Genomic DNA, 24,269 nt, shown 5'->3' with positions numbered 1-24,269 from the left:
GTCAACAGCCTGGGCCGCTTCAGCATCCTGATGCGCTTCGCGCAGTTGAACGCGCAGACCCTGCATGTCACGTCGACCGATGACACCGGCCATACCTCGGTCACAGGCCTGGTGGTCGCCAACGACCTGACCGCGCCCGAGGCCCCGGCCGGCATGACCATCAATGCCGATGGCAGCGTCGTTTCGGGGCGTGGCGAAGCGGGCTCGACAGTGGCTGTCACCAACGCCGGGGGCACCTTGCTGGGTTCCGGCACCGTTGCCTCCAATGGCACGTTTGCCGTCACGCTGACGCCGTCGCAACTGGACGCGCAACCGCTGACGGTCACGCAAACCGACCTGGCCGGCAATGTCTCGCAAACGGGCAGCATCAGCGCGCCGGACTTGACCGCGCCCGATGCGCCGACCGGCCTGACGATTAATAACATCGGCACGGTGGTTAACGGCACGGGTGAAGCCGGCGCGACGGTGACCCTGCGTGACGCCGCCGGCACTGTCCTTGCCACGGGCACCGTCAACCAGAGCGGCCAGTTCCAGGTGACCCTGCCAAACGCCGTCAATACCGGCGCGCCGATCACGGTGACCCTGACCGACGCTGCCGGCAATGTCTCGGCCGGTGCCAACCTGACGACGGTGGACACGACACCGCCCGCGCTGCCGCAGAACCTGTTGATCAGCGGCAACGGCAGCACGCTCACCGGCACCGGTGAGGCAGGCGCAACGGTGCGGGTCCTGGACGCCAGCGGTACCCTGCTCGGCACCGCGCTGGTGGCAGGCAATGGCACGTTCACCGTGACCCTTGCGCCCGCGCCGGATAACGGCCAGGCCCTCGACATCAGCCAGACCGACCCGAGCGGCAACGTCTCGCCGTCGGCCACGCTCATAGCGCCGGACATCAGCCCGCCCGCCGCCCTCACCCAAGTGGCCGTGAACGCCGATGGCCTGACCGTGACCGGCCGTGGCGAACCCGGCGCCACGGTGTCGGTGCGCAGTGACACCGGCACCCTGCTGGGCACGGCGCTGGTGGCCGCGAACGGCGCGTTCAACGTCACCCTGAACACTGCGCAAATCAACGCCCAGGTGCTGACGGTCACCCAGGAGGATCCGCCCGGGAACGTATCGACGGCGGTCAACGTGACCGCCGTCGACCTCACGGCGCCCGACAGCCCGACCGCCCTGCTGCTCAGCGGCAGCGGCGTGCAACTGGCGGGGAACGCCGAAGCCGGCAGCACTGTGACCGTGCGCGATGCGGCCGGCGTTGTCTTGGGTTCAAGTGTCGCCGGGGCGAATGGCGTGTTCCGGGTCGTCCTGTCCAGCCCTCAACTGAACGGCCAGAACCTCAGCGTGACGGCCACCGACGCGGCCGGGAATGTCTCGGTGCCCGCGCCTTATCTGGCCGCCGACACCGTCGCGCCTTCTGCCGTCAGCAACCTCGCCGTGAGTGCCGATGGTGTGACCCTGGGTGGTACTGGCGAGGCCGGTGCCAGGGTGGTCGTGAGCGATGCCGATGGCAACGCGCTGGGCACCGTCATAGTCGCGGCCAATGGCAGCTTTTCTGTGGTACTGACCCCTGCAGCAACGGCCGGCACCACCTTGACCGTGATCCAGACCGACGCCGCCGGTAATCCGTCCGACGCCAGCACGATAGTGGCGCCCGGCAATCTGGCCGAACCAGCGCCGCTCAACCTGGCCCTCAGCCTGGACGGGCTGACGCTGACCGGCACCGCCACTGCCGGCAGCACCGTGAGCGTGCGCAGCGCCTCCGGTACGGTGCTGGGCACCGCGCTGGTCAATGGCGATGGTACCTTCAGTGCGCAGCTCAGTGCCGCGCAATTGAACGGCGAGTCGCTCTCGGCCATCGCCACCTCCAGCGACGGCATCAACTCCCAGGCCACCGGTTACCTGGCGGCCGACGTGACCGCGCCAGGCGCCCTCACCGACCTGGTCCTCAATGCCGATGGCGTCACCCTGAACGGCCGCGGCGAAGCCGGCGCAACCGTTACGGTGCTGGGCGCTGGAGGGGTGATCCTTGGCGGCGCGCAAGTGGCCGCCAACGGCACGTTCACCCTGACGCTGAACCCGGCGCAGGTTGAGGGTCAGTCCCTGAGCATCAGCCAGACCGACGTCGCCGGCAACGAGTCGGCCAGCGTCGACCTCGTCGCCAGGGACCTGATCGCCCCGAACGCCCCGCTGGCACTGGCCGTGACCCCGGATGGCGTGGTGCTGTCGGGCACCGGTGAAGCGAACGCCACGGTCAACGTCTACAACGCCAGCGGCGCCCTCGTGGGCACCGGCACCGTGAGCATCGACGGCACCTTCCAGCTCACCCTTAACACCCCGCAAGCCAACGGCGAGCTGCTGGCCGTGACCCTGACGGACGCCGCCGGGAACATTTCCCTGCCCACGAGCCTGACGTCGGTCGACACCACGGCGCCGCTGGCCCTGACTCAGCTGGGCATCTCCAGCGATGGCGTGACGCTGACCGGCCGCGGCGAAGCCGGCGCAATTGTCACTGTCACCAACAACGCCGGCACCGTGCTGGGTACGGTAACGGTGGGCAGCACCGGGGCGTTTACCCTGGCGTTGAGCCCTGCGCTGAGCAACGCCGAAGTGCTGACGCTGGTACAACGCGATACCGCCGGCAACGTGTCACCCCAGGCCAGCCTGACCACCCCGGACTTCACGCCGCCCGATCCGCTCGCCAATGTCGTGATCAATGCGGCAGGCGCGGTGGTGACCGGTACCGGTGAAGCCGGCGCCACGGTCACGGTCCGCGATGCCAGCGGCGCGCTGCTGGGCACCACGCTGGTGCTGGCGGACGGCACGTTCAGCGTCACCCTCTCGACGCCCCAGATCAACAGCCAGGTGCTCAGCGTTCAACAGGCTGATCCACCGGGCAACGTCAGCGTGGCGGCGACGGTCACCGCGCCGGACCTGACACCGCCGGCGGTCGCCACCGACCTGCAATTCAATGCGTCCGGCAGCGTGCTCAGCGGCAGCGGCGAAGCCGGCGCCAGGGTGCGCATCACCCTCGCCGACGGCACCCAGGTGGGCACTGGCGACGTGGGCGGCGATGGCAAGTTCCTGATCACCTTGACCCAGCCCCAGAATGCCGGTCAGCCGGTGTTCGTCGTGCTCACCGACGCGGCCAACAATGCCTCGGCAGCGGGCTCCCTGGCATCACCCGACACCACACCGCCCGCGGCGGTCACCGGCCTGCAAATCGATGAGACCGGCGTGGTGGTCAGCGGTCGAGGTGAAGCAGGCGCCAGCCTGTTGATCACCAATGCCGTCGGGAACATTGTCGGCACGGGCGCGGTCGGCGTGGACGGCAATTTCGCGGTCGCGCTCTCGGTGCCGCAAATCAACGGCGAACCGCTGTCGGTGGTGCAACGTGATGCTGCGGGCAACCCGTCCACCGGTACGCTTGTCACTGCGCCGGACATCACGCCACCCGCCCTGCCGCTGGTGACATCGCTGAGTGTGGACGGCCTGACCCTGAGCGGCACCGGTGAACCCGGCGCCACGGTCAGGGTGACCGATGCCAGTGGCGCCACCCTTGGCAGCGCCACGGTGCTGGCCGACAACTCCTTCACCGTCACCCTGAGTACCGCCCAGCTCAACGGCCAGACGCTCAATCTAACGCAGACCGACGTCGCCACTAACGTCTCCGGCACGGTGGTCTACCAGGCCGCTGACGTCACCGACCCGCTTAGAGTGACCAACCTCTCGGTCAGCCAGGACGGTCTGACCCTGAGCGGACGCGGCGAACCCGGCGCGACGGTCAGCGTGGCACTGACGGGCGCGCCTTCGGGCACGCCTTCACTTGGCACTGCTGTGGTGGGCGCAGACGGGACATTCAGCGTCCTGCTCTCGAGTGCCCAGCTCAATGGTCAGTCGTTGTCGGTGGTGCAGATCGACGCGGCACTAAACGATTCGGTCGCGGTCCCGGTCAACGCGCCAGACATCACGCCGCCAGCGGCTCCGGTCATCAACTCGCTTACCGCCAACGGCGCGATCCTGCAAGGCACCGCCGAGGCCAACAGCACCGTGACGGTGACGTCCGCCAACGGTAGTTTTTTGGGCTCTGCTCAAGCGGGGGCCGGCGGTCAGTTTTCGATCACGCTGGTTCCGGCGCAGACCAACGGCCAATTCCTGTCGGTCGTGGCGACAGATGTCGCCGGTAACGCCTCTGTGCCGGTCGTTTATCAGGTGGCGGACACCCAAAGCCCCAATCCGGTCACCAGCCTCACGATCAACGCCGATTACTCGCTGTTGGCCGGGCGCGGTGAAGCGGGTGCGACGGTGACCGTCAAAAACGCCCTGGGCGTGACGCTCGGCAGCGGACTTGTCGCTGCCAATGGCACGTTCGTGGTCGCGCTGGCCGCTGGCGTCACCGCCAACAACGTGCTCACGGTCGGTCAGGCCGACCCCACCGGGAATGCTTCCGGCACCATCGACCTCACGGTCCCGGTGACCCCGCCGCCAAATGCACCGACCAATCTGTCGGTCAGCGCCGACGGCCTAACGGTGACTGGCAGCGCCGCCACCGGCACCACCATCAGGGTGTACAGCGCGACGGGCGTGGTACTCGGCACTGCATCCACCGGCGCGGGCGGTACGTTCAGCGTTACCCTTAGTGCCGCGCAGACCAACGGCGAAAGCCTGGGCGTGACCGCCAGCACAGGAGCGGGTGGATCATCATTGCCGGCCGCGGTGCTGGCGGCCGACACCACGCCGCCGGCGGTACTCAGTGATCTGGCGGTCAGCGCCACCGGCACCCTGGTGACCGGTCGTGGCGAAGCCGGCGCAACAGTGACCATAACCACTGCGGCGGGCGCCCCGCTGGGCAGTACGCTGGTCAATGCCAGCGGCACGTTCAGCGTGACGCTGAGCCAGGCCCAGGCCAATGGTCAGGTGCTCAACGCGTATCAGACCGACACCGTGGGCCTGCAGTCCAACACGTTGCCGGTCACCGCGCCCGACATCACCGCGCCCAATGCGCCGCTGCAGCTGGCCCTTAATGGCGCCGGCACTGTGCTGAGCGGGATTGGCGAAGCCGGCGCGACCGTCACCGTGCGCAGCAGCCTCGGCGTCGTACTTGGCACGGCAGTCGTCGCACTGGACGGCACGTTCAACGCCAACCTCTCGGAGGCGCAGCTCAACGGTCAACTGCTGACGGTGAGCCAGCGTGACGTCGCGGGCAATGTCTCGTTGCTGGCGAACCTGAGTGCAGTGGACACCACAGCGCCTGCGGGCCTGACCAACGTCACGCTGAGTGGCGCGGGCTTGCAGGTCAGCGGCAACGGTGAAGCCGGGGCGACCGTGCGCGTGCTCAGCGCGGCAGGCGGTGTGCTTGGCAGCGCAGTGGTCAACGCAGCGGGCGGGTTTGTCGTATTACTCTCAAGCGCGCAATTGAACGGTCAGGTGCTGAGCGTCCAGCAAGCAGACGCGACGGGCAACGTATCGCTTGTCACCACGGTCAACGCGCCGGACATTCAGGCGCCCAACGCCCCATCTGCGCTGGTACTGGCCGCCAATGGTCTGACCCTGAGCGGCAGTGGCGAGGCCGGCGCGACGGTCAACGTGGTGAATGCCAGCGGCACGCCGTTGGGGACCACGACGGTAGGCGCCGGCGGGACGTTCACCCTTACCCTCAACGCCGCGCAACTGGACGGCCAGGCGCTGACGGTGCGCCAGGTGGACCTCGCGGGCAATGTGTCTGCGGCCGCCAGCCTTGCCGCTGCCGACACCACGGCGCCGGCAGCACCGACGACGGTCAGCGTCAATGCCAGTGGCTCGGTGGTGACGGGCACCGGCGTCGCCGGTTCGACCGTCACCGTGCGCAATGCATCGGGCGCCGTGCTCGGCACCACGACGGTTGCCGCCAACGGCAGCTTCACGGTGGCGCTGAACGCCGCACAGATCAACAACCAGGTGCTGAGCATCACTCAGGCGGACGCCGCGGGGAATGTGTCGGCAGCCGCAAGCGCCATCGCACCTGACCTGACACCGCCTGCCGCGCCAGGCGCACTGCTGGTGAGTGGCGATGGCCTGACGGTCACCGGCAGCGGAGAAATCGGCGCTACGGTGCAAATCAAATCCACCTCCGGCGCGGTGATCGGGACGGGCACCGTCGGCCCGGCAGGGCTGTTCAGCGTCACCCTCACCTCCGCGCAGATCAACGGCGAATCCCTGCTGGTCAGCCTCACGGACAGCAAGGGCAACCTCTCGGTGGCGGCCAACGTCACCGCGCCGGACATCGACGTCAATGCCCCGGTCGTTGCCAGCGACAACTTGGCCACCGCTACAGTCACTCTGGTGCCGGCGAAGGCCACGCAGAACTTTGCGGACTCCTTCACCACCTTGCTGGCGGGGTTCTCCAAGGCGTTCGTGTTCACGGTCAACAGCGGCACCAGCCTGGATCCGACCCTCACATTGACGACCAGCAGCCTGGTGTCGCTGCTCGATGGCGTCGTCTACACACTGCAAGTGAAGAACGCCAGCGGCAACTGGGTGACACTGGACGTCAACGGCAGCAGCGGTCTGCTCGACCTCGTGGCCCTGACCGGCCAGGGCGTGCGGGTCAACATCGGCGATCTGCTGGGCGGGGATTACCGGCTGATCGTCTCAAGCACCGGCATCGGCGTGCTGACCACCGTCAACACGCAGCTGCAGCTGGACGTGACCAGCCTGACCCAGTTCAACGGGGTGGCCGGGGCCGCGGTAGTCGGCAACGTCATCCGTGACGTCGGCACCGACGGTCAGGTGGATCAAACCGGTCCGGACAACGGCGCGGCACTGCAAGTGCTGAAAAACGGCAGCTACGTCACGGCCAGCACGGGGGTGACGGTACAAGGTCTGTACGGCACGTTGACCATCGACGCCAGCGGCAACTACAGCTACACGCCCAACGGCTCGGCCGCCAGCGTCGGCAAAGTGGACGTCTTCAGTTACCAGCTGGTGCACCCGAACGGCCTGAGCGACACGGCCAATCTGTACGTGCGCATCGACAGTCCCCAGGCCACCGAGGTGTGGAGCGACAACAACCTGGCCGCTCCGGCATTTCTGGTCGACGCCACCAACGACGTTGCGGTCAGTGACATTACGCTGGTCAACAAAGAGGTCATCACCACCTCCACGCTGGGGCCCTTTATCGTGCCGTTGCTGGGCGGCACGGGTTCGTGGACCACAACCGTGGCGGCGGGTGCGGTCAGCGACCTGACCGTGGTGGTCAGTTCCAGCAACCTGCTTAGCCTGCTCGGGTCGATGACCTTGGGTCTGTACAAGCTCAACACCACCACCGGCCAGTACGTACTGGTCAAGAGCTACGGGGGCGGATCGCTGTTGAACCTGGGCGGTGGCAGTTATGGCGCGCGCTTCGATGATCAGGGGCCGGGCAGTTATCAAGTCAAACTGGTTGCGGGGGGCATCGGTCTGGCGAGTACGGTCAACATCAGCCTGATCAACGACGCCACCTACGCCAATCAGTTCGTCGTCGGCAGCTACACGCCGGTGGCCGGCAACCTGCTCACCGACACCGCCGGCGGCGGGGCTGATGTACTCGGCTCGGCGTTCACCGTGCTCAATGTGTTGGCTGCGGGCACTTACGTGACGCCGGGCTATAACGGCACCACCCTCGTCGGCACCTACGGCTCGTTGCTGGTGCAGGCCGACGGTCGCTACACCTACACCCTGACGCCGGGGCAAAGCGATGCAGTGATTGGTCATGAAGACGTCTTTACCTACCAGCTCAAGCACCCCAACGGCACGACGGACACGGCGACGCTGACCATCGATCTGGAACAGGCCGGCGCCTTCGCGACGACGTCTTTTGCCGCGCTGTCCACCGTGGCGAACGTCGATGACCACAGCGCCACCGCCGTGGCCACCACCGGTGCCGAGCTGATTCAGGGCACGGCGGGCAACGACACACTGGACGGGTCCCATGGCGGCGCGGTCACCCTGCAGGGCGGCGCCGGCAACGACACGCTGATCATCGCCGACCAGCACTTCGCCTCCGTCGATGGCGGCACCGGCACCGACACCCTGCTCTGGGCCGGCGGTGACGCCACCATCAACCTGGGTGATCTGCACAGCCGGATCAACAACATCGAGGTGCTGGACCTGAACCACACCAGTGCCGTCGCGCTGACCCTGAGCCTGGCGGACCTGGTGTCCATTACCTCGGCGGACACCCACACACTGATGATCAAGGGTGGCAGCGAAGACACCGTACACATGACTGACAGCTGGATCGCCGGCGGTGTGCAACAAGCCGACGGCGTTGATTACACGCAGTACACGCCGCAAGAAGATGCAACGCATCACCTGTGGGTGCAGAACGGTATTCACGTCGTGTGAGCAACCCGCCGCCTGGCGCTGCCAGCGGCGGGCTTCAACCGGGCGACTGATTCGGTCGGCCGGTTGATTCGATGAAAGGGAAGCTCTGTATTCGTACAGTAAGGAAGCCACGTGAAGCGCGTTCGCAAGCAGAAATGGCCGGCGGTCGTCTTGACCCTCGGCCTGTGTCACCCGATGTTTTCCGTTGCTCAGGCGCAGGATGAAATCGATCCTGGCCTGCGCAGCATCAGTCCCTCTCGCCTGCAAGCCAGGCCTGAGGATCCGAAGCGCCAGGGAAGCAGTCCCAAAAGCGGTCCCGGACCCGGCGCCGTCGCGGCCAAGGAAGACAGCCAGACCCTGGGCCTGGAACAGGCGGTCAGAATTGCCGTTGACTGGCACCCCAGCATCAGTGAGGCGATCGGCACCTTGTATCAGCAGGCCGAGGGCATCAATGTGGCTGAAGCCGGTTATTACCCGCAGATCTCCGGCGGGATCAAAGGCGGCTACACCAGCGGCTACGGCAGCGACGACGGCAGTCAGTCGGTGAGCATCTCGCTCAAGCAGATGCTCTACGATTTCGGCAAGGTCTCGAACGCGGTGGAGGCGGCCCGGGCCAAGGCGGCGCGCAGTCAGGCGGGCATCCTGCTGGCGATCGATCAGGTCAGCCGCGACACGGCGTTCGCCTACATCGAGGTCCAGCGTTATCAGCGGCTGGTGGACGTCGCCCGCGAGCAGATCCGCGGCGTCGGCGACATCGTCGAGCTGGCCAGACAGCGCAGCGACATGGGCGCGAGCACCCGCTCCGATGTGGTTCAGGCCCAGTCCCGCGCCGAAGGCGCAATGGCCACGCTGCAAGAGTACAAAGCACTGTATGCGCGCTGGCAGTCGACGCTGACCAACCTGCTCGGTCGGCAGACCCCGCCCCAGGCCAGCGACACCTTCACCCCTTCGATGACCAACGCCTGCAGCGTGCCGGTGGGCACCGACGCCCTCCCCGCCGTGCTGCAAGCCGCGGCCCAGCGCACCCAGGCGCAAGCCGAACTGGCCCAGGCCAAGTCCGAAGCCTATCCGACGCTGTCGTTGCAGCCCTCGATCAACCAGTTTCTGGACGACCATTACGACGACCAGAACTCGACGATCAACCGCACCCAGGCCGGGATCTTCCTCAACCTGGAAGTGCCGATTTATCAGGGCGGCGCCATCAGCGCCCGCAGTCGCGCTGCCAGCTATGCCCTGACGGCTGCGGATTCCGCCGAAGACGCCGCGCGCTTGCAGGCGCGCCAAGGTCTGGGCGAAGCGCAGGCGCAGACGTCCGGGCTGACGCGCCGGCTCAGCTCGCTGGAATCGCGGCAAAACAGCATCACCGAAGCCCGCGAGTTGTATGGCCGTCAATACCTGGAGCTGGGCACCCGGCCCTTGCTCGACCTGCTCAACGCCGAACAGGAAATCCACCAGTCGCGCTTCGACCTGGCCAACACCCAGGCCGACCTGCGTCGCCTGCAAATCGACTGCCTTTACAACAGTGGCGCGCTGCGCCGTGCGTTCGGCATCGATCACAGCACCATTCAGCACGTGGAGATCCTGCCATGACCGAGACCATCGTCATCCCCGAAGCGCCGGCGGCAGGCCCCCACCGTCCGGATTACTCGCCCTGGCTGGAGGCGATTCTCACCGTCGCCCGGCATTATCGCCTGGACGTCTCGCCGGAAAGCATTCGCCTGGCGTCCGCCAACAGCGAGGGGCGTGTCGAAGACGTGGTTCGCCACATGGCGCGTCAGGCGGGACTGAGCGTGAAGTTCGCCAGCTATGACCGCAAAAGCCTGTCGCGCTGGCGCACACCGTTGCTGGTGCAGTTGCGCGACGGGCAGATTGGCGTGATCGAAAGTGTCAGCGAGCAAGGCGAACTGGGCATCGCCTACAGCGGCGATCAAGGCCTGCAAAGCCGCATCGACCCGGCCGTGCTCGCCGAACAGGCGCTGCGCACGGTGGTGTTGCGACCGATTCAGCCCCTCAGCGACGTGCGCACCGACGACTACATCAAGCCCTACGACGAGCACTGGTTCAGGCGCATCGTTTTGAGCGACCTGCGTCCCTATCGCCAAGTGATGCTGGCGTCGCTGGTGGCCAACGTGCTGGGCATGGCCGGTGTGCTGTTCTCGATGCAGGTCTACGACCGGGTGATTCCGGCCGAATCCCTGCCCACGCTGTACGTGCTGTTCGGCGGCGTGATGCTGGCACTGGTGTTTGACTTCGTCATGCGCATCATGCGCCTGCGCATCACCGACGTTATCGGCAAACGCGCGGACCTGCGGGTGTCGGACCTGGTCTTCGGCCACGCCCTGCGGCTGCGCAATTCCGCCCGCCCCAAATCCACGGGTTCGTTCATTTCGCAGCTGCGCGAACTGGAGCAGATCCGCGACTTGATCACCTCCAGCACCGCGACGGCGCTGGCAGACATGCCGTTCTTCTTTCTGTTCCTGCTGGTGTTCTATCTGATCGGCGGGCCGCTGGTGCTGATCCCCCTGATCGCACTGGTGGCAATGGTGCTGCCGGGCGTGCTTGCCCAGCGCAAGCTTGCGCGGCTGGCCAACGCCTCGATGCGCGAAGCCGCCCTGCGCAACGCCATGCTCGTGGAAACCGTGCAGGGCATGGACGACATCAAGGCGCTGCAGGCCGAGCAGCGCTTCCAGCAACAATGGAATCATTACAATGCCGCGTCGGCCGACAGCAGCCTGAAGTTACGTTCGCTGACCAACAGCCTGGTGGCCTGGACGCAGAACGTGCAGGGTGCGGTGTTCGCCGTGGTCATCGTGTTCGGCGCGCCCATGGTGATTGCCGGTGATTTGACCACCGGCAGCCTGGTGGCCGCCTCGATGCTGGCCTCGCGAATGATGGCGCCCATGGCGCAATTGACCCACGTGCTGACCCGCTGGCAACAGGCGAAAGTGGCGCTGCAAGGGCTTAACCGCCTGATGCAGATGCCGGTTGACCACCCTGAAGGCAGCCAGCGCGTGCATCTGCCCGCCATTCGCGGGGACTACGTGCTGCGTCAGGCGGGCTTCAAGTACAGCGAAGAAGCCGCGCCGGCCCTGAGCGGGATCAATCTGACGATACGTCCCGGTGAGCGCGTCGCCATCCTGGGGCGCAACGGCGCCGGCAAATCAACCTTGCTGCAAGCGCTGGCAGGTTCCATGGACCTGGCCAGCGGCGAAACCACCGTGGATGGCATTTCCCTCGCTCACCTGGACCCGGCCGACCTGCGCCGGGACGTCGGCCTGATGTCCCAGCAGGCGCGGCTGTTTCACGGCACCCTGCGGGACAACCTCACCCTCGGTGCGGGCCAGGCCAGCGATCAGGAGATCATCGCGGCCCTGGCGGTGACCGGCGCGCTGGACTTTGTCCGGCAGATGCCCAAGGGCATGGACCATTTGATTCTGGAAGGCGGTCTGGGCCTGTCCGGCGGTCAGCGGCAGAGCCTGCTGCTGTCACGCTTGTTGATTCGTCAGCCGCAAGTGCTGCTGCTGGACGAACCCACGGCGTCGCTGGACGACATCACCGAACGCCAGTTGCTGGAAAAACTCTCGATCTGGTGCCAGGGCCGCACCCTGATCGTCGCCACGCACCGGGTCAGCCTGCTGCAACTGGTGGAACGCATCATCGTGCTGGACAACGGCCGCATCGTTATCGACGACCACCGCGACGCCGCCCTCACTCGACTCAAGCAACCGCAAGGAGCGAAAGCATGAACGCACTGACCACCGGGCAAACCCCGCGGCTGCCTGATCAGGTCACCTACCTCGACGGCCAGGACGAACGCAGCATCACCGGCAGCGTGCGCGTCATCTGGACCTGTGCGCTGATGCTGGCGTGCTTTCTCGCCTGGGCGGCGTGGTTTCAGGTGGTCGAGGTCTCCACCGGCACCGGCAAGGTGGTGCCCAGTTCCAGGGAGCAGCTGATTCAATCCATGGAGGGCGGGATCATCAAGGAACTGAACGTCAGCGAAGGCACGCTGGTGGAGCGCGGTCAGGTGCTCGCGCAGCTGGATGCGGTCAAGAGTGAATCGAACGTGGGAGAAAGCGAGGCGAAATACCGGGCGGCACTGGCCAGCGTCAACCGCTTGCAGGCCGAAGTCAGTGACAAGCCGCTGACCTTCGACGCGTCGCTGGACAAGTCCCCGGAGCTGCGCCGCGCCGAAACCGATCTGTTCAACGCCCGGCGCAAGGGCCTGAGCGAGACCCTCAACGGCATCGACAGCTCGCTGAAGCTGGTGCGCAGCGAACTGACCATCACCGAGAACCTGGCGAAGATCGGCGCGTCGAGCCGCGTGGAGGTGCTGCGCCTGAACCGCCAGCGCTCCGAGCTTGAGCTCAAGGCCACCGAAGCGCGCTCCGAATACATGGTGCATGCCCGCGAAGACCTGGCCAAAGCCAATGCCGAGGCGCAAATGCTCTCAGCGGTGATCCGCGGCCGCAGCGACTCATTGTCACGCCTGACCCTGCGCTCGCCGGTGCGCGGCATCGTCAAGGACATCGAAGTCACCACCATCGGCGGCGTGGTGCCACCCAACGGTCAGTTGATGCAGATCGTTCCGCTGGATGAGCAACTGCTGATCGAAACGCGCATCTCGCCCCGGGACATCGCGTTCATCCATCCGGAGCAGCAGGCCAAAGTCAAGATCACCGCCTACGATTATTCGATCTACGGCAGCCTCGACGGCAAGGTGGTGACCATCTCGCCGGACACCCTTCAAGATGAGGTAAAGCCGGAAATCTTCTACTACCGCGTCTTCATCCGCACCGACTCGGACGTGCTGCGCAACAAGGCCGGCAAGACCTTTGCGATCGTCCCCGGGATGATCGCCACCGTGGACATCCGCACGGGTGAAAAAACCGTGCTGGATTACCTTATCAAGCCGCTGAACCGCGCCCGCGAAGCGTTGCGCGAGCGTTGATTCGGTGATCGATTGATCAGTTGATCGCCAGGTGGGTCGGCGCTGGCGTGGCAGGCTTGGCCTGTGCCATGTACCGGGTCCACTCGCGGTTGATCTCGTTGTACGGCATGAAGATGCTGACGCGCGGCTGATTGGCCAGGTCCGGACGCTTGATTTTGGTCAAGTCGCTGGAGGTCAGCAGCGCAACGGTGATGCCGACGACCTTGCCGTCTGCCGCGAACACCGGACCGCCAGACATGCCCTTGGCCACTGGACCGTCGTGGGTGCCATACATCACGTTGCCTTCTTTGGGGTCCAGACGAACCATGGCCGGCAGCGCATGCCCGGTGCCCTTGACCGACATGTAGGCTGAGTTGAAGCCCACCGAGGTCAACTCCTCGCCCGGCTGGTACGACCGCCACAGCGGAACGTGATCAGCCTTGTGCCTGAAAAACTGCACGTCACCCTGCCCCTGGTACACCGCATCCGATACGTAAGGAAGGTGCTTGACCGTCACGGCATAGTCTTCATTCCACTGAATAGCGGTGCCCATCATCAGATAAGGCAGCGGCGCACCGGAGTGAACGACAAAGGCTTGGTCAAATACAGGATCCTGGGTAAAAGCGGTGGGCATTCCGTTGCACCCGCTGATCAGCAATGAAGCTGCAACAAGTGACTTGAAGGGGCGCATTTTTTTCCGTCGGCGAGAGTGGATGACGGAGCGAATATGTCATTGAGCCATCACTTTAACAATAGGCTAAGCCTACCACTCATCTATCTGCAATAAACTCAGTTTATTGGATCCAAGCTATTTGAATCGATTGAATGATAGATTTGGCCGATGACTCACTCATTTGTACCAATTATCTAAAAATGAGCCGCCGTTCTGAATTTTTTACGCTTCGCTCCGCTCTGATGCAAATGGGCCTGCCACTATTGCGACAGTACATCCCCTCCCGAGGGAGGCATGCGCTGCAGGTAGCCCCGTCATTGTTCGCCACACATGCTACTCAAGCTGCCGGGACTTTTATGAGATCACGCAAGAAAACCGTCAACCCGATCGGGTTGCAAGACATCACCATCGTCGACGATGCCAAGATGCGGAAGGCCATTACCGCCGCCGCCCTGGGCAACGCAATGGAATGGTTCGACTTCGGCGTCTACGGCTTCGTGGCCTACGCACTGGGCAAGATCTTCTTCCCCGGCGCCGACCCCAGCGTGCAGATGATCGCAGCCCTGGCGACGTTTTCGGTGCCCTTCCTGATTCGCCCTATCGGCGGCCTGTTCTTCGGCGCCATCGGCGACAAATACGGGCGACAGAAGGTTCTTGCCGCCACCATCGTCATCATGTCCCTAAGCACCTTCGCCATCGGGCTGATTCCCTCCTACGACTCGATTGGCATCTGGGCGCCCATCCTGCTGCTGCTGGCGAAGATGGCCCAGGGCTTCTCGGTCGGTGGCGAATACACCGGCGCGTCGATCTTCGTCGCCGAATATGCCCCGGACCGCAAACGCGGGTTCCTCGGCAGCTGGCTGGACTTCGGCTCGATTGCGGGTTTCGTTCTGGGTGCCGGCGTCGTGGTGCTTATCTCTTCGGTGATCGGCGAAGAGAAATTCCTCGAATGGGGCTGGCGCCTGCCGTTCTTCCTGGCCCTGCCGCTGGGCATGGTCGGCCTCTATCTGCGTAACGCCCTGGAAGAAACACCGGCGTTCCAGCAGCACGTCGAAAAGCTTGAGCAAGGCGACCGCGAAGGCCTGGCCCACGGCCCGAAAGTCTCGTTCAAGGAGGTGGCCACCAAGCACTGGCGCAGCCTGTTGACCTGCATCGGCGTGGTGGCGGCGACCAACGTCACGTATTACATGCTGCTCACCTACATGCCCAGCTACCTCTCCCACAACCTGCATTACAGCGAGGATCGCGGTGTTCTGATCATCGTTGCGATCATGGTCGGGATGCTGTTCGTGCAGCCACTGATCGGCTTTCTCAGCGACAAGGTCGGACGCCGTCCGTTTATCATCGCCGGCAGCATCGCCTTGCTGGTGCTGTCGATCCCGGCGTTCAAACTGATCAACAGCGGCCAGCTGGGCCTGATCTTCGCCGGTCTGTTGATGATCGCCGTGATCCTCAACTTCTTCATTGGGGTGATGGCCTCGACGTTGCCGGCGATGTTCCCTACCCACATTCGTTACAGCGCGCTGGCCAGTGCGTTCAACGTGTCGGTGTTGCTCGCAGGCCTGACCCCTACTGCAGTCGCCTGGCTGGTGGAGACCACCCAGGACCTGTACATGCCGGCGTACTACCTGATGGTGGTCGCCGTGGTGGGCCTGATCACCGGCCTGACCATGAAGGAAACTGCCAACAAGCCCTTGCGTGGCGCTGCGCCGGCGGCATCGGACCTCAACGAAGCACGCGAGCTGTTGCAGGAGCACCACGACAACATCGAGCAGAAGATCGAAGACATCGACACGCAGATCGCCGAGTTGCAAGCCAAACGCGAAACCCTGGTTCAGCAGCACCCGCGTATCGATTGATCGAGAAAGAATGAACGCCCGCCACGCCGGGGCCTCGAAACTTCGGCGGCGTCGCCACTGATGTCGCCGGGGACGGCCCACCGCGTGTGCTGTCGTCCACTTCTCAGATCATTGTCAGCGGATGACTCCCTGCACCAACGGAGCAACACCATGCGACCGCAAACTGCCTTTCTGTTCGACCTCGATGGCACCCTGACCGACAGCGTCTATCAGAACGTCTCGGCGTGGAAAGAAGCCCTCGATTCGGAAAACATCCCCCTCGCCATGTGGCGCATCCACCGCAAGATCGGCATGAGCGGTGGGCTGATGCTGAAAATGCTCTCCCGCGAAACCGGAATGGACATCAGCGAAGCCCAGGCCAAACGGTTAAGTGACAAGCACGCCGAAGCCTACCGTCGCACTCAGGGGCAAATCATCGCGCTGCCCGGGGCCGTTGACTTGCTCAAAGCGCTTACTGAGCAAGACTTCAAATGGTGCATCGCCACCAGCGGTGAAATGGAAACGGCCGAGATCAATCTGCGGGCGCTCGACCTGAAGCCAGACCAGAGCAATCTGGTGACCCGCAGCGACGTAACGTACGGCAAGCCGGACCCGGATCTGTTCCTTGCCGCCGCGCGCAAGCTCGACACGCCCATCGAAGAGTGCCTGGTCATTGGCGACGCCATCTGGGACATGCTGGCAGCGCGTCGCTGCAAGGCGACCGGTATCGGCGTGCTGTCAGGCGGCTACGACATCAGCGAGCTGGAGCGTGCCGGCGCGTTGCGCGTCTACGAAGACCCGCTGGCGTTGCTCAATCACCTGGATGAAATCGCTACACCGTCTTGACGCCGCTGGCCGCGGCGTCATCGCCTTGCCCGGATAAGACGCCCCGGCTGCGCTGAACCGAATCGATCATTGGGGATCCCCATGTCATCTGCGCGAATCGGCTTTGCCTGCCAGTACCGGCACCCTCAACGCAGCCTGGCGTTGAAAGAACTCAAGCTCATCGAAGCGGCCCTGAACCCGCGCACGACCACCCTGCGCTGGATGGACAGCGTCACGGCTGAGATTGCCCGCGGGCGCTTGCTGGAAGTGGTCACCCACAACCTCCAGGCGCAACTGGCGCTCCTGGCCTACGTCGGCACGCTGCCGCCGGCGCTGCGCATGTTGCGCCTGAGCAGCGATTTGCTGCCGTTCTACAGCCATCCGAGAGTCAGTGCGTTTTATCAGCAGGCCGACGTGCAGTCGGTGCTGATCGAAGGGTTCGCTGCAATCGGCGCGGCGGCACGGGACGCGCGCATTCGCCTGTCGATGCACCCCGGTCAGTTCTGCGTGCTGGGATCGGACAGGCCCGACGTCGTGGAGAACAGCCTCGCCGAGTTTGAATACCATGCCGACATGATCCGCATGATGGGTTATGGCCGTCAGTTCCAGGATTTCAAATGCAACGTGCACATCGCCGGCCGGCTCGGCGCCGAGGGCATCCGGGCGATCTGGCACCGGTTGTCACAGGAGGCGCGCAATACCATCACGTTCGAGAATGAAGAGAAGACGTACGGCGTCGACGACTGCATCGGCCTGTCGGACCTGGCACCGGTGGTGCTGGATGTCCACCACTGCTGGATCAACGAGAACGACTACATCCCGGCGCAATCGGAGCGCGTCGAGCGGATCATCGACAGCTGGCGCGGCGTGCGGCCGGTCATGCACTACTCCCAGCCGCAGGAGCGTCTGCAGGACCTCGGTTTCAGCCCCGAGACGAAGCTGGAGATGGATGAGTTGCTCAAGGTTGTGCCCAAGCGTGAGCTGTACGGGCACAGCGCACGGATGTGGAATCACTGGACCAATGGCTACGTCACCGAGTTTCTGGACCGGTTCGATGTGATGTTCGAAGCCAAGGACAAAAACCTTGCCGCGGCGGAGTTCTACCAGGCGTATGTGGCAACGCGCTGATCAATCCGGGCTCACTCCATACAGGGCGGCAGCGGGACTGATAACCGACAGTGCGCTGCCATCGGTTGATCAGTCCTCAAGTCAGTAACGACGTACTCAGCCTTGGTTGCCGGTGTAAGTCGGGTAGTCGACGTAGCCTTCTTCGGTGCCGCCATACAACGTGGCCGGGTTGACGGGGTTGAGCGGCCAGCCGTTGGCGATGCGGGCAGGCAGATCAGGGTTGGCAATGAACGGGCGACCGAAGGCGATAAGGTCAGCCAGGCCAGCGTCGATCAGGCGGTTGCCGCGTTCGGCGGTGTAGCGCCCGGCATACATGATGCGCCCGCTGAAGGCTTCACGAACGGCCTTGCGGAAGGTTTCCGGCAGTTCCGGGGCGTTGTCCCAGTCGGCTTCGGCGATGGAAACGTAGGCAACGCCTGCGTTTTCCAGCACCTTGATCGCCTCGAGGTAGGTGTGGTGCGGGTCACTTTCCACCAGACCGATGTAAACACGCTCTTCATCGGTACTGACGAACAACGGCGAGAAGCGCACGCCCAGCCGGTCCGCGCCCACGGCTTCGGACACGGCAGTGACGATTTCGCGCAGGAACCGCAGGCGGTTTTCCAGCGAACCACCGTATTCATCATCGCGGTGGTTAGCGTGTTCAGAGATGAACTGGTTGACCAGGTAACCGTTCGCCGCATGAATTTCCACGCCGTCGAAGCCCGCTTCGATCGCGTTTTTTGCCGCCTGGGCGTACAGCTTCACCAGTTCGCGGATCTCTTCAACGGTCAGCGCGCGAGGCGTCGGCGGCACCACCAACTGCCCGGCACCCGGCGCGGTTTCGATGAACGCTTTGGCATTGGCCGCCGGGATCGCCGAAGGAGCAACCGGCGCTGCTTCGTTGGGTTGCAGCGCGTGGTGGGACACTCGGCCCACGTGCCAGAGCTGGGCGAAGATAACGCCCTCTTCCGCGTGCACGGCGTCGGTTACCTTGCGCCAGCCTTCAACCTGGTCAGCGCTGTAAATGCCTGGGGTCCAGGCATAGCCCTGCCCGCGCGGCTCGATCTGATTGCCTTCGGTGATCATGAAACCGGCGCCGGCACGCTGTTGGTAATACGTTGCCATGAGGTCCGAGGCGATGTCGCCCGGCTGCAGGCTTCGCTGACGCGTCAGTGGCGGGAAGGCGATGCGATTTTTCAGCACGTGGCGACCGAGCGAAACGTGGGTAAGCAGTGGCTGAGGGGCCATGGGTGGTACTCCGTTCATAAGGGAAAAGCAGTGACCAGAGCGGCTGCGTAGACCAGTCGTCTAGTGGATGGCCGGGAGTCTAAAGCGCGGGTGCAGACTCGACAATGTCAGATCCGCAATGATTTCGGACATGACCTGCGCGCCGACGCACTTGCGCAATCTTGCGCTTTTACGCCCTCCTGCCCTGGCGATCTATTGCGCGCGGCCGTGGCGCCCTTATGATCCGTGCACCGAAAGTCGAGCCGGTTGGCGCAGCCTTGCGCCCTCATCGGCTTCTGCGCCACCGATCCCCATGGACACGCCCCTATGAACATCATCCGCAGCAAAGACTTCACCGGCGACCGCGCCTGGGCGGCGCTGGACATTGCCAACATGAACGGCATCACCACGCGGCTGCACTGGACGGACCAGCCCTACAAATGGCACGTCAATGACGGTCAGGAGGTGTTTGTGGTGCTGGATGGACAAGTGGAGATGCGCTTCAAGCAAGACGGCGTCGAGCAAACAACCGTGCTGCAAACCGGAGATATCTTCTACGCCTCCATCGGCACCGCCCACGTCGCCCACCCGCTGGGCGAAGCGCGCATTCTGGTGATCGAAAGCGAAGGCAGCGTTTGAGACGAATGGCGTGACGCTGACCACCACAGAGTGACTGCAGGGTCACGTTGCAAATCGAAGGTGTCCGGACGGGCCCCTTCCCGGCTGAAGCCGGTCCTACTAAACACACCGCATCTAACCTGTAGGACTGGCTTCAGCCGGGAAGACGTCCGAGGCCACGCTGCAAAATTGAGGGTGTCCGGACGGGCCCTTTCCCGACTAAAGCCAGTCCCACTAAACACACCAATCAGGGCTTCCACGCTCCGCCTTCAACGATCACCGCCGACGGGTCGGTGTCTGCCGCCAATTGGTCGCGCACGTATTGGTTGTACAGCGTGAGTAGGTATTTCTGCTGGCCGAGGCTGGCCAGTTCGGTGTTTACCCAGTCGCGCAGTTCGCTGTTGCCTTTTTTCACCGCCGGGGCGATTGGCGCTTCGTCACCGAGTTTCTGTGCCAGGACACGATACCCGGGGTTCTGTTTGGCCCAGCTGAACAGCACCAGATTGTCCTGGGCATACGCATCGCCCCGACCGTTGGCCAGCGCCTGCAGCGACTCGGAGTTCTTCTCGAACTTGAGCAGCTTCCAGTCCGGATGGTTCTTGGTCAGCCAGATATCCGCCGTGGTCCCGGTGGTGACGATGACTGTCTTGCTCGCCAGGTCGTCCAGCGTCTTCACCGGGCTGCTGTCCGGCACCAGGGCCTGCACCGCGACGCGCAGATTGGGATGAGTGAAGTCGACCACTTGCGCGCGTTCCGGCGTCACGGTCATGTTGGCAAGGATCAAGTCAACCTTGTCGCTTTGCAGAAACGGAATGCGGCTGGCGGGCTCGACCACCACGAACTCGATCTTCTTCTCATCGCCGAGCAGGTCCTTGGCGAAGCGCCGGCCCAGGTCCGTGTCGAAGCCGACGTAGTCGCCTTGCTCGTTGACGAACCCGAACGGCGGCTTGTCGCTGAACACGCCGACAATCAACTTGTCGCGGGCCTTGATTTTGTCCAGCGAACCCTCGGGCGCGGCATGGGCGGCAGCGGTGCCGACCAGCAATCCGAGGGCGAGCAGTGGCAGTACGAGGGCAGATTTAAGGGTCACGATGCTTTCCTTTTTGGCATATTTGCGATGTAAGAAAATTTTTCCAGGAACTGCTGCGCCCGTGCGGTCTGCGGTGCGCTGAAGAAGGATTCAGGGTCGCCCTGTTCGGCGATTCGCCCGCCGTCCATGAACACGATTCGATCGGCCACCGCGCGGGCAAAGGCCATTTCGTGGGTGACGATCAACAGGGTCATGCCGCTGCGCGCGAGGTCCAGAATGACTTCCAGCACTTCCTTGACCATTTCCGGATCAAGGGCGGCGGTGACCTCATCGAACAGCATGACCTTGGGGTTCATGCACAGCGCACGGACGATGGCGATGCGCTGCTGCTGGCCGCCGGAAAGCTCACGCGGGTAGGCGTCGCGCTTGTCCAGCAGGCCGACGCGGTTCAGCAGTGCCTCGGCCTGCTGCTGCGCATCCGCCCGCTTGCGCTTCTGCACGCTCAGCGGCCCCAGCAAAACGTTCTCCAGCACGGTCATGTGCGGGAACAAGTGGTAGCTCTGAAACACCATGCCGATCTGCTGACGGACCTGTCGCCAATCGGTATTGGCCGGCAAGTCCCGTCCGGCCAGGCGGTACTGCCCGGCGTGGCCCAGTTCCAGACCGTTGAGGCAGCGCAGCAACGTGCTTTTGCCGCAACCGCTTGGGCCGAGGATGACCACCACCTCGCCCTCCTCGACGCTCAGATCAACATCTTGCAATACCGCCACCGCGCCGAAGCGTTTGCTGAAGCCGGTGAGTTCTATCAATGCGCTCATGAATGATTCCAACGCCGCTCAAGGACCCGGGAAGCGGCCGACAGCGGATAACAGACCAGAAAGAAAAACACGAACAGGAAGCCGTAGATCAATACTGACTCGTAGGTCCGCTCGATGATTTGTTGGCCAATCTTGATCACGTCGACGACGCCGATCAGCACCGCCAGGGAGCTGGTTTTGATCAGCCGGGTAAACACGTTGATCAGCGGCGGCGTCATGCGTCGCAGTGCCTGGGGCAGCAGCACGCGGCCGTACAGCTGCACCTGACCCAGGCCGATGGCGAGCCCGGCTTCGCGTTGCCCGCCGGGAATGGAACGCAGTGCGCCGCGCACCACTTCGCCGGTCTCACTGGCGCCCCACAGCGACAGCACCAGCACCGCGCACCAGAAGCCTGGGATGCTCCATCCGAGAAAGATCGGCAAGCCGAAGAAGAACAGGTACAGCCAGACCAGCACCGGAATCGCCCGGAACAGCTCCAGGTACACCCCCAGCACCCGATCGACCGCGCGCAGGCCAAGGTTGCGCAGCACGCCGTACGCTATCCCGCCGATGCTGCTGAAGATGATCGCCAACACCGAGATACCCAGCGTGCGGCCAATGCCCTGGGCCAGTTGAGGCGCGGACACCCACAGCAATTCAAGACCCGAACTGGCCATGCTGGAGCCTCCGTTCAATCAGGCGCAGCAGCAGCGACAGCGGCACGAACAGCAACACGCAAAGGCCGGTCATGACCGCGAGCATTTCGTAGGTTTTGTAATACAGCGCGATGTAGCTCTTGGTGGTGTAGAGAATTTCCGGCACCGCCACCGCCGAGACCACGGTGGTTTCCTTGAGCAGAAAGATGAAATTCGCGAACAGCGCCGGCAGGCTGAGAATCCCGGCCTGGGGCAGAATGACGTGGCGCAGCAGTTGCCAGCGTGACAGGCCGATCGACAGCCCCGACTCGATCTGCGCCTTGGGCACCGCGTCGATGCCGGCGCGCAGGATTTCGGTGAGGTAAGCGCCGCCCATGAACGTCATGGCAATGATCGCCGAGGCGAAACCGGAAATGCGGATGCCCAGCGCCGGTAAGGCGAAGTAAATGAAGAACAGCTGAATCAGCAGCGGCGTGTTGCGCGCCAGCTCCACGTAGACGCGCACCATCGGTCGCAGGATCGGCACACCGAAGGCGGTGATGGCGGCGTTGATCAGCGCCACGCACAGCGACGTGCCGATGGCGATGAAACCAACCTGCAAGGTGACCCCGACGGCGCTGACGAACGCGGGCAGCGTGGACACGGCAAACTCGACATCGAACTCCATATCAACCCAGGCCCTGCGTTGAGCGGCGCAGGTCATCGCCGGCTGAAACCAGATGCGTGTGCAGGCGGGCGATGTGTTCGGGCCCGATGCCGCAGCAGCCGCCGACGATGCTTGCGCCCTGCTCCACCCAACGTCGGGCCCAGCGCAGATACGCCTCGGGGCCGAGGTCCGGACGGATCTCCAGCAGCGTCGCGTTGGCCTGCGCCTCCTCGCTCATGACCGGAAACGCGTTGGCGTACACGCCGATGTCGACGTCCGCGCCGGCCGCCTCGATCACCTGCTGCGCGATGATCACCGCCTGCCCCATGACCTCCGGCTGACTGCAGTTGAACAGCACCGACGCCGCGCCCAGTTCAAGGGCCACCGCCACGGCCCGGGCCACTGGCTCGCCGGAACGCAGCCGTGCGCCCTGCTCCGGACTGTCGCTGAGGGTGAACGACAGCCACAACGGCTTCGCCAGGCCGGCGCGGTTTTCGCTCAGCGCTTCATGCACCGCGCGCACTTCGGCGATGGAGCTTTGGGTTTCAGCCAGCCAGACGTCGACGTGCTCGCGCAGCCCCTCGATCAGCACGCGGTGTATCGCCACCGAACGGTCGTGGTCGAACAGGTCCGGACGATAGGAACCCAGCGCCGGTGGCAGCGACCCCGCCACCCAGACCTGCTCGGCCTCGGCATTGTCCGTCGCGGCGTCGCTCGCGGCGTCCCGGGCAAGGCGACCGGCCAGGCGTGCCAGCGCCAGCCCGCGGTCGGCAAAGCGCGGCTCGCCCAAATGGAATGGCACCAGCGCGTAACTGTTGGTGGTGATAATCCGCGCGCCTGCGGCGATAAATGACCGATGCGCCGTGCGCACGTCGTCCGGCGCCTCGATCAACGCCAGCGCGGACCATTCCGGCTGGCGAAACGGCGCACCCATCCGTTGCAGCTCGCGGCCCATGCCGCCGTCCAGCAGGCGCAGCGTGGGGCGGGTCATTGCAGACCCCCGACGCTTTGCACGCCCAGCCACGTGTTCACGGTCTGCGGGTTGGCTGCCACCCAGGCTTTGGCCGCTTCGTCTGCCGGCTGTTTCTCCTTCTCGATCTTCAGGATCAGCTCATTCAGTGCCTTGGGATCGATGGCGACGTTTTCCAGGAAGCTGGCGATTTTCGGGGCGCGCTTTTCCAGCGCGGTCGAGGTCAGCACATACACTTTCGCGTCGGGGTAGGCGCAGGTGATGTGGCTCTTGTTCTTCCAGTCGGCGTCTACCGTCGGGCTGACGAACTTCCAGCAACCGTCGGCCTTGTACAGCGGGTCGTCCTTCTTGTTGTCCTGGGCATAGCCGTCGAAGGCAGGCTCTTCAAGCCGGCGCAAATCGAATGCCGAGAAAATCCAGTCCGGCGTGTAGGCATAAAAGACCACGCCGCGATGGGCCTTGTAGGCAGCCGCCAGCCTGGCGTAGGTCACTGAGGCTTCGGTGGAGATCGGCTCGAATTTGTCGGCGAAGCCATAATCCTTTGACTTGATTTCGCCGATGTACGTGGACTCCCAGCCGGCCGGGCCGACCAGCAACTGCGCCTCACCG

At 64.3% G+C, this 24,269-nt stretch carries 15 protein-coding genes and 1 pseudogene; 8 read left to right on the top strand and 8 right to left on the bottom strand.

The genetic code is table 11. From position 1 onward, the window contains the following. Window positions 1-30: 30 nt before the first annotated feature. From VF672_RS23320 to VF672_RS23305, 4 genes and pseudogenes are all read left to right on the top strand, one after another. Window positions 31-8,361: pseudogene (locus VF672_RS23320) on the top strand (BapA/Bap/LapF family large adhesin); the annotation flags it as partial. Window positions 8,362-8,535: 174 nt separating this feature from the next. Beyond that, window positions 8,536-9,930, top strand: a complete 1,395-nt coding sequence (locus VF672_RS23315) for a TolC family outer membrane protein (RefSeq protein WP_414705650.1) — start codon at window positions 8,536-8,538, stop codon at window positions 9,928-9,930. Then, window positions 9,927-12,086, top strand: coding sequence for a type I secretion system permease/ATPase (locus tag VF672_RS23310; protein WP_331107368.1), 2,160 nt, complete (start codon window positions 9,927-9,929; stop codon window positions 12,084-12,086). Before VF672_RS23315 ends, VF672_RS23310 begins: the two co-directional genes overlap by 4 nt. Then, window positions 12,083-13,291 (top strand): HlyD family efflux transporter periplasmic adaptor subunit, encoded by a 1,209-nt coding sequence (locus VF672_RS23305; protein WP_331107366.1) that lies wholly within the window; start codon window positions 12,083-12,085, stop codon window positions 13,289-13,291. Before VF672_RS23310 ends, VF672_RS23305 begins: the two co-directional genes overlap by 4 nt. 16 nt (window positions 13,292-13,307) lie before the next feature. On the opposite strand, the gene VF672_RS23300 is transcribed toward VF672_RS23305, so the two are convergent. Continuing rightward, window positions 13,308-13,904 (bottom strand): trypsin-like peptidase domain-containing protein, encoded by a 597-nt coding sequence (locus tag VF672_RS23300; protein ID WP_331107364.1) that lies wholly within the window; start codon window positions 13,902-13,904, stop codon window positions 13,308-13,310. Between the two features lie 395 nt (window positions 13,905-14,299). Between VF672_RS23300 and proP the strand changes: the two genes are divergently transcribed. The 3 genes from proP (at window position 14,300) to VF672_RS23285 (ending at window position 17,734) form a co-directional block, all read left to right on the top strand. Further along, window positions 14,300-15,802, top strand: coding sequence for a glycine betaine/L-proline transporter ProP (gene proP, locus VF672_RS23295; RefSeq protein WP_331107362.1), 1,503 nt, complete (start codon window positions 14,300-14,302; stop codon window positions 15,800-15,802). 150 nt (window positions 15,803-15,952) lie between these two features. Beyond that, window positions 15,953-16,627: an HAD family hydrolase gene (locus VF672_RS23290; protein ID WP_331107360.1), complete on the top strand. Its 675-nt coding sequence runs from the start codon at window positions 15,953-15,955 to the stop codon at window positions 16,625-16,627. Window positions 16,628-16,708: 81 nt separating this feature from the next. Continuing rightward, window positions 16,709-17,734, top strand: coding sequence for a UV damage endonuclease UvsE (locus VF672_RS23285; RefSeq protein ID WP_331107358.1), 1,026 nt, complete (start codon window positions 16,709-16,711; stop codon window positions 17,732-17,734). 96 nt (window positions 17,735-17,830) lie between these two features. On the opposite strand, the gene VF672_RS23280 is transcribed toward VF672_RS23285, so the two are convergent. Further along, window positions 17,831-18,964, bottom strand: coding sequence for an alkene reductase (locus VF672_RS23280; protein WP_331107356.1), 1,134 nt, complete (start codon window positions 18,962-18,964; stop codon window positions 17,831-17,833). A gap of 306 nt (window positions 18,965-19,270) precedes the next feature. On the opposite strand from VF672_RS23280, the gene VF672_RS23275 reads away from it, so the two are divergent. Next, complete coding sequence (locus VF672_RS23275; protein WP_331107354.1) at window positions 19,271-19,582, top strand: cupin domain-containing protein; 312 nt, start codon at window positions 19,271-19,273, stop codon at window positions 19,580-19,582. A gap of 226 nt (window positions 19,583-19,808) precedes the next feature. Here the strand turns inward: VF672_RS23275 and VF672_RS23270 are convergent, their stop codons facing one another. The 6 genes from VF672_RS23270 to VF672_RS23245 form a co-directional block, all read right to left on the bottom strand. Further along, window positions 19,809-20,654, bottom strand: coding sequence for a transporter substrate-binding domain-containing protein (locus VF672_RS23270; RefSeq protein WP_331107374.1), 846 nt, complete (start codon window positions 20,652-20,654; stop codon window positions 19,809-19,811). Beyond that, entirely contained in the window at window positions 20,648-21,409 is a 762-nt protein-coding gene (locus tag VF672_RS23265; protein ID WP_331107352.1) for an amino acid ABC transporter ATP-binding protein, read from the bottom strand. The genes VF672_RS23270 and VF672_RS23265 overlap by 7 nt, the downstream gene beginning before the upstream one ends. Further along, on the bottom strand, window positions 21,406-22,065 hold the full coding sequence (locus VF672_RS23260) for an amino acid ABC transporter permease (RefSeq protein ID WP_331107350.1): 660 nt from the start codon (window positions 22,063-22,065) through the stop codon (window positions 21,406-21,408). Before VF672_RS23260 ends, VF672_RS23265 begins: the two co-directional genes overlap by 4 nt. Continuing rightward, window positions 22,046-22,711, bottom strand: a complete 666-nt coding sequence (locus VF672_RS23255; protein WP_331107348.1) for an amino acid ABC transporter permease — start codon at window positions 22,709-22,711, stop codon at window positions 22,046-22,048. Before VF672_RS23255 ends, VF672_RS23260 begins: the two co-directional genes overlap by 20 nt. A gap of 1 nt (window position 22,712) precedes the next feature. Then, complete coding sequence (locus VF672_RS23250) at window positions 22,713-23,681, bottom strand: homocysteine S-methyltransferase family protein (protein WP_331107346.1); 969 nt, start codon at window positions 23,679-23,681, stop codon at window positions 22,713-22,715. Beyond that, the coding region (locus VF672_RS23245; RefSeq protein ID WP_331107344.1) for a glycine betaine ABC transporter substrate-binding protein at window positions 23,678-24,269 on the bottom strand (592 nt) is incomplete at its 5' end. The genes VF672_RS23250 and VF672_RS23245, both read right to left, overlap by 4 nt.

It is taken from the genome of Pseudomonas sp. (assembly GCF_036387035.1).
Lineage (GTDB): Bacteria > Pseudomonadota > Gammaproteobacteria > Pseudomonadales > Pseudomonadaceae > Aquipseudomonas.
Note: the sequence above shows the minus strand (reverse complement) of the source record. Positions and strands in the feature narration are given on the sequence as shown.

Excerpts from the sequence above, each read along its gene's own strand:
- VF672_RS23315 (WP_414705650.1), top strand. The coding sequence starts at position 8,536 with ATGTTTTCCGTTGCTCAGGCGCAGGATGAAATCGATCCTGGCCTGCGC.
- VF672_RS23310 (WP_331107368.1), top strand. The coding sequence starts at position 9,927 with ATGACCGAGACCATCGTCATCCCCGAAGCGCCGGCGGCAGGCCCCCAC.
- VF672_RS23305 (WP_331107366.1), top strand. The coding sequence starts at position 12,083 with ATGAACGCACTGACCACCGGGCAAACCCCGCGGCTGCCTGATCAGGTC.
- VF672_RS23300 (WP_331107364.1), bottom strand. The coding sequence starts at position 13,904 with ATGCCCACCGCTTTTACCCAGGATCCTGTATTTGACCAAGCCTTTGTC.
- proP (WP_331107362.1), top strand. The coding sequence starts at position 14,300 with ATGAGATCACGCAAGAAAACCGTCAACCCGATCGGGTTGCAAGACATC.
- VF672_RS23290 (WP_331107360.1), top strand. The coding sequence starts at position 15,953 with ATGCGACCGCAAACTGCCTTTCTGTTCGACCTCGATGGCACCCTGACC.
- VF672_RS23285 (WP_331107358.1), top strand. The coding sequence starts at position 16,709 with ATGTCATCTGCGCGAATCGGCTTTGCCTGCCAGTACCGGCACCCTCAA.
- VF672_RS23280 (WP_331107356.1), bottom strand. The coding sequence starts at position 18,964 with ATGGCCCCTCAGCCACTGCTTACCCACGTTTCGCTCGGTCGCCACGTG.
- VF672_RS23275 (WP_331107354.1), top strand. The coding sequence starts at position 19,271 with ATGAACATCATCCGCAGCAAAGACTTCACCGGCGACCGCGCCTGGGCG.
- VF672_RS23265 (WP_331107352.1), bottom strand. The coding sequence starts at position 21,409 with ATGAGCGCATTGATAGAACTCACCGGCTTCAGCAAACGCTTCGGCGCG.
- VF672_RS23260 (WP_331107350.1), bottom strand. The coding sequence starts at position 22,065 with ATGGCCAGTTCGGGTCTTGAATTGCTGTGGGTGTCCGCGCCTCAACTG.
- VF672_RS23255 (WP_331107348.1), bottom strand. The coding sequence starts at position 22,711 with ATGGAGTTCGATGTCGAGTTTGCCGTGTCCACGCTGCCCGCGTTCGTC.
- VF672_RS23250 (WP_331107346.1), bottom strand. The coding sequence starts at position 23,681 with ATGACCCGCCCCACGCTGCGCCTGCTGGACGGCGGCATGGGCCGCGAG.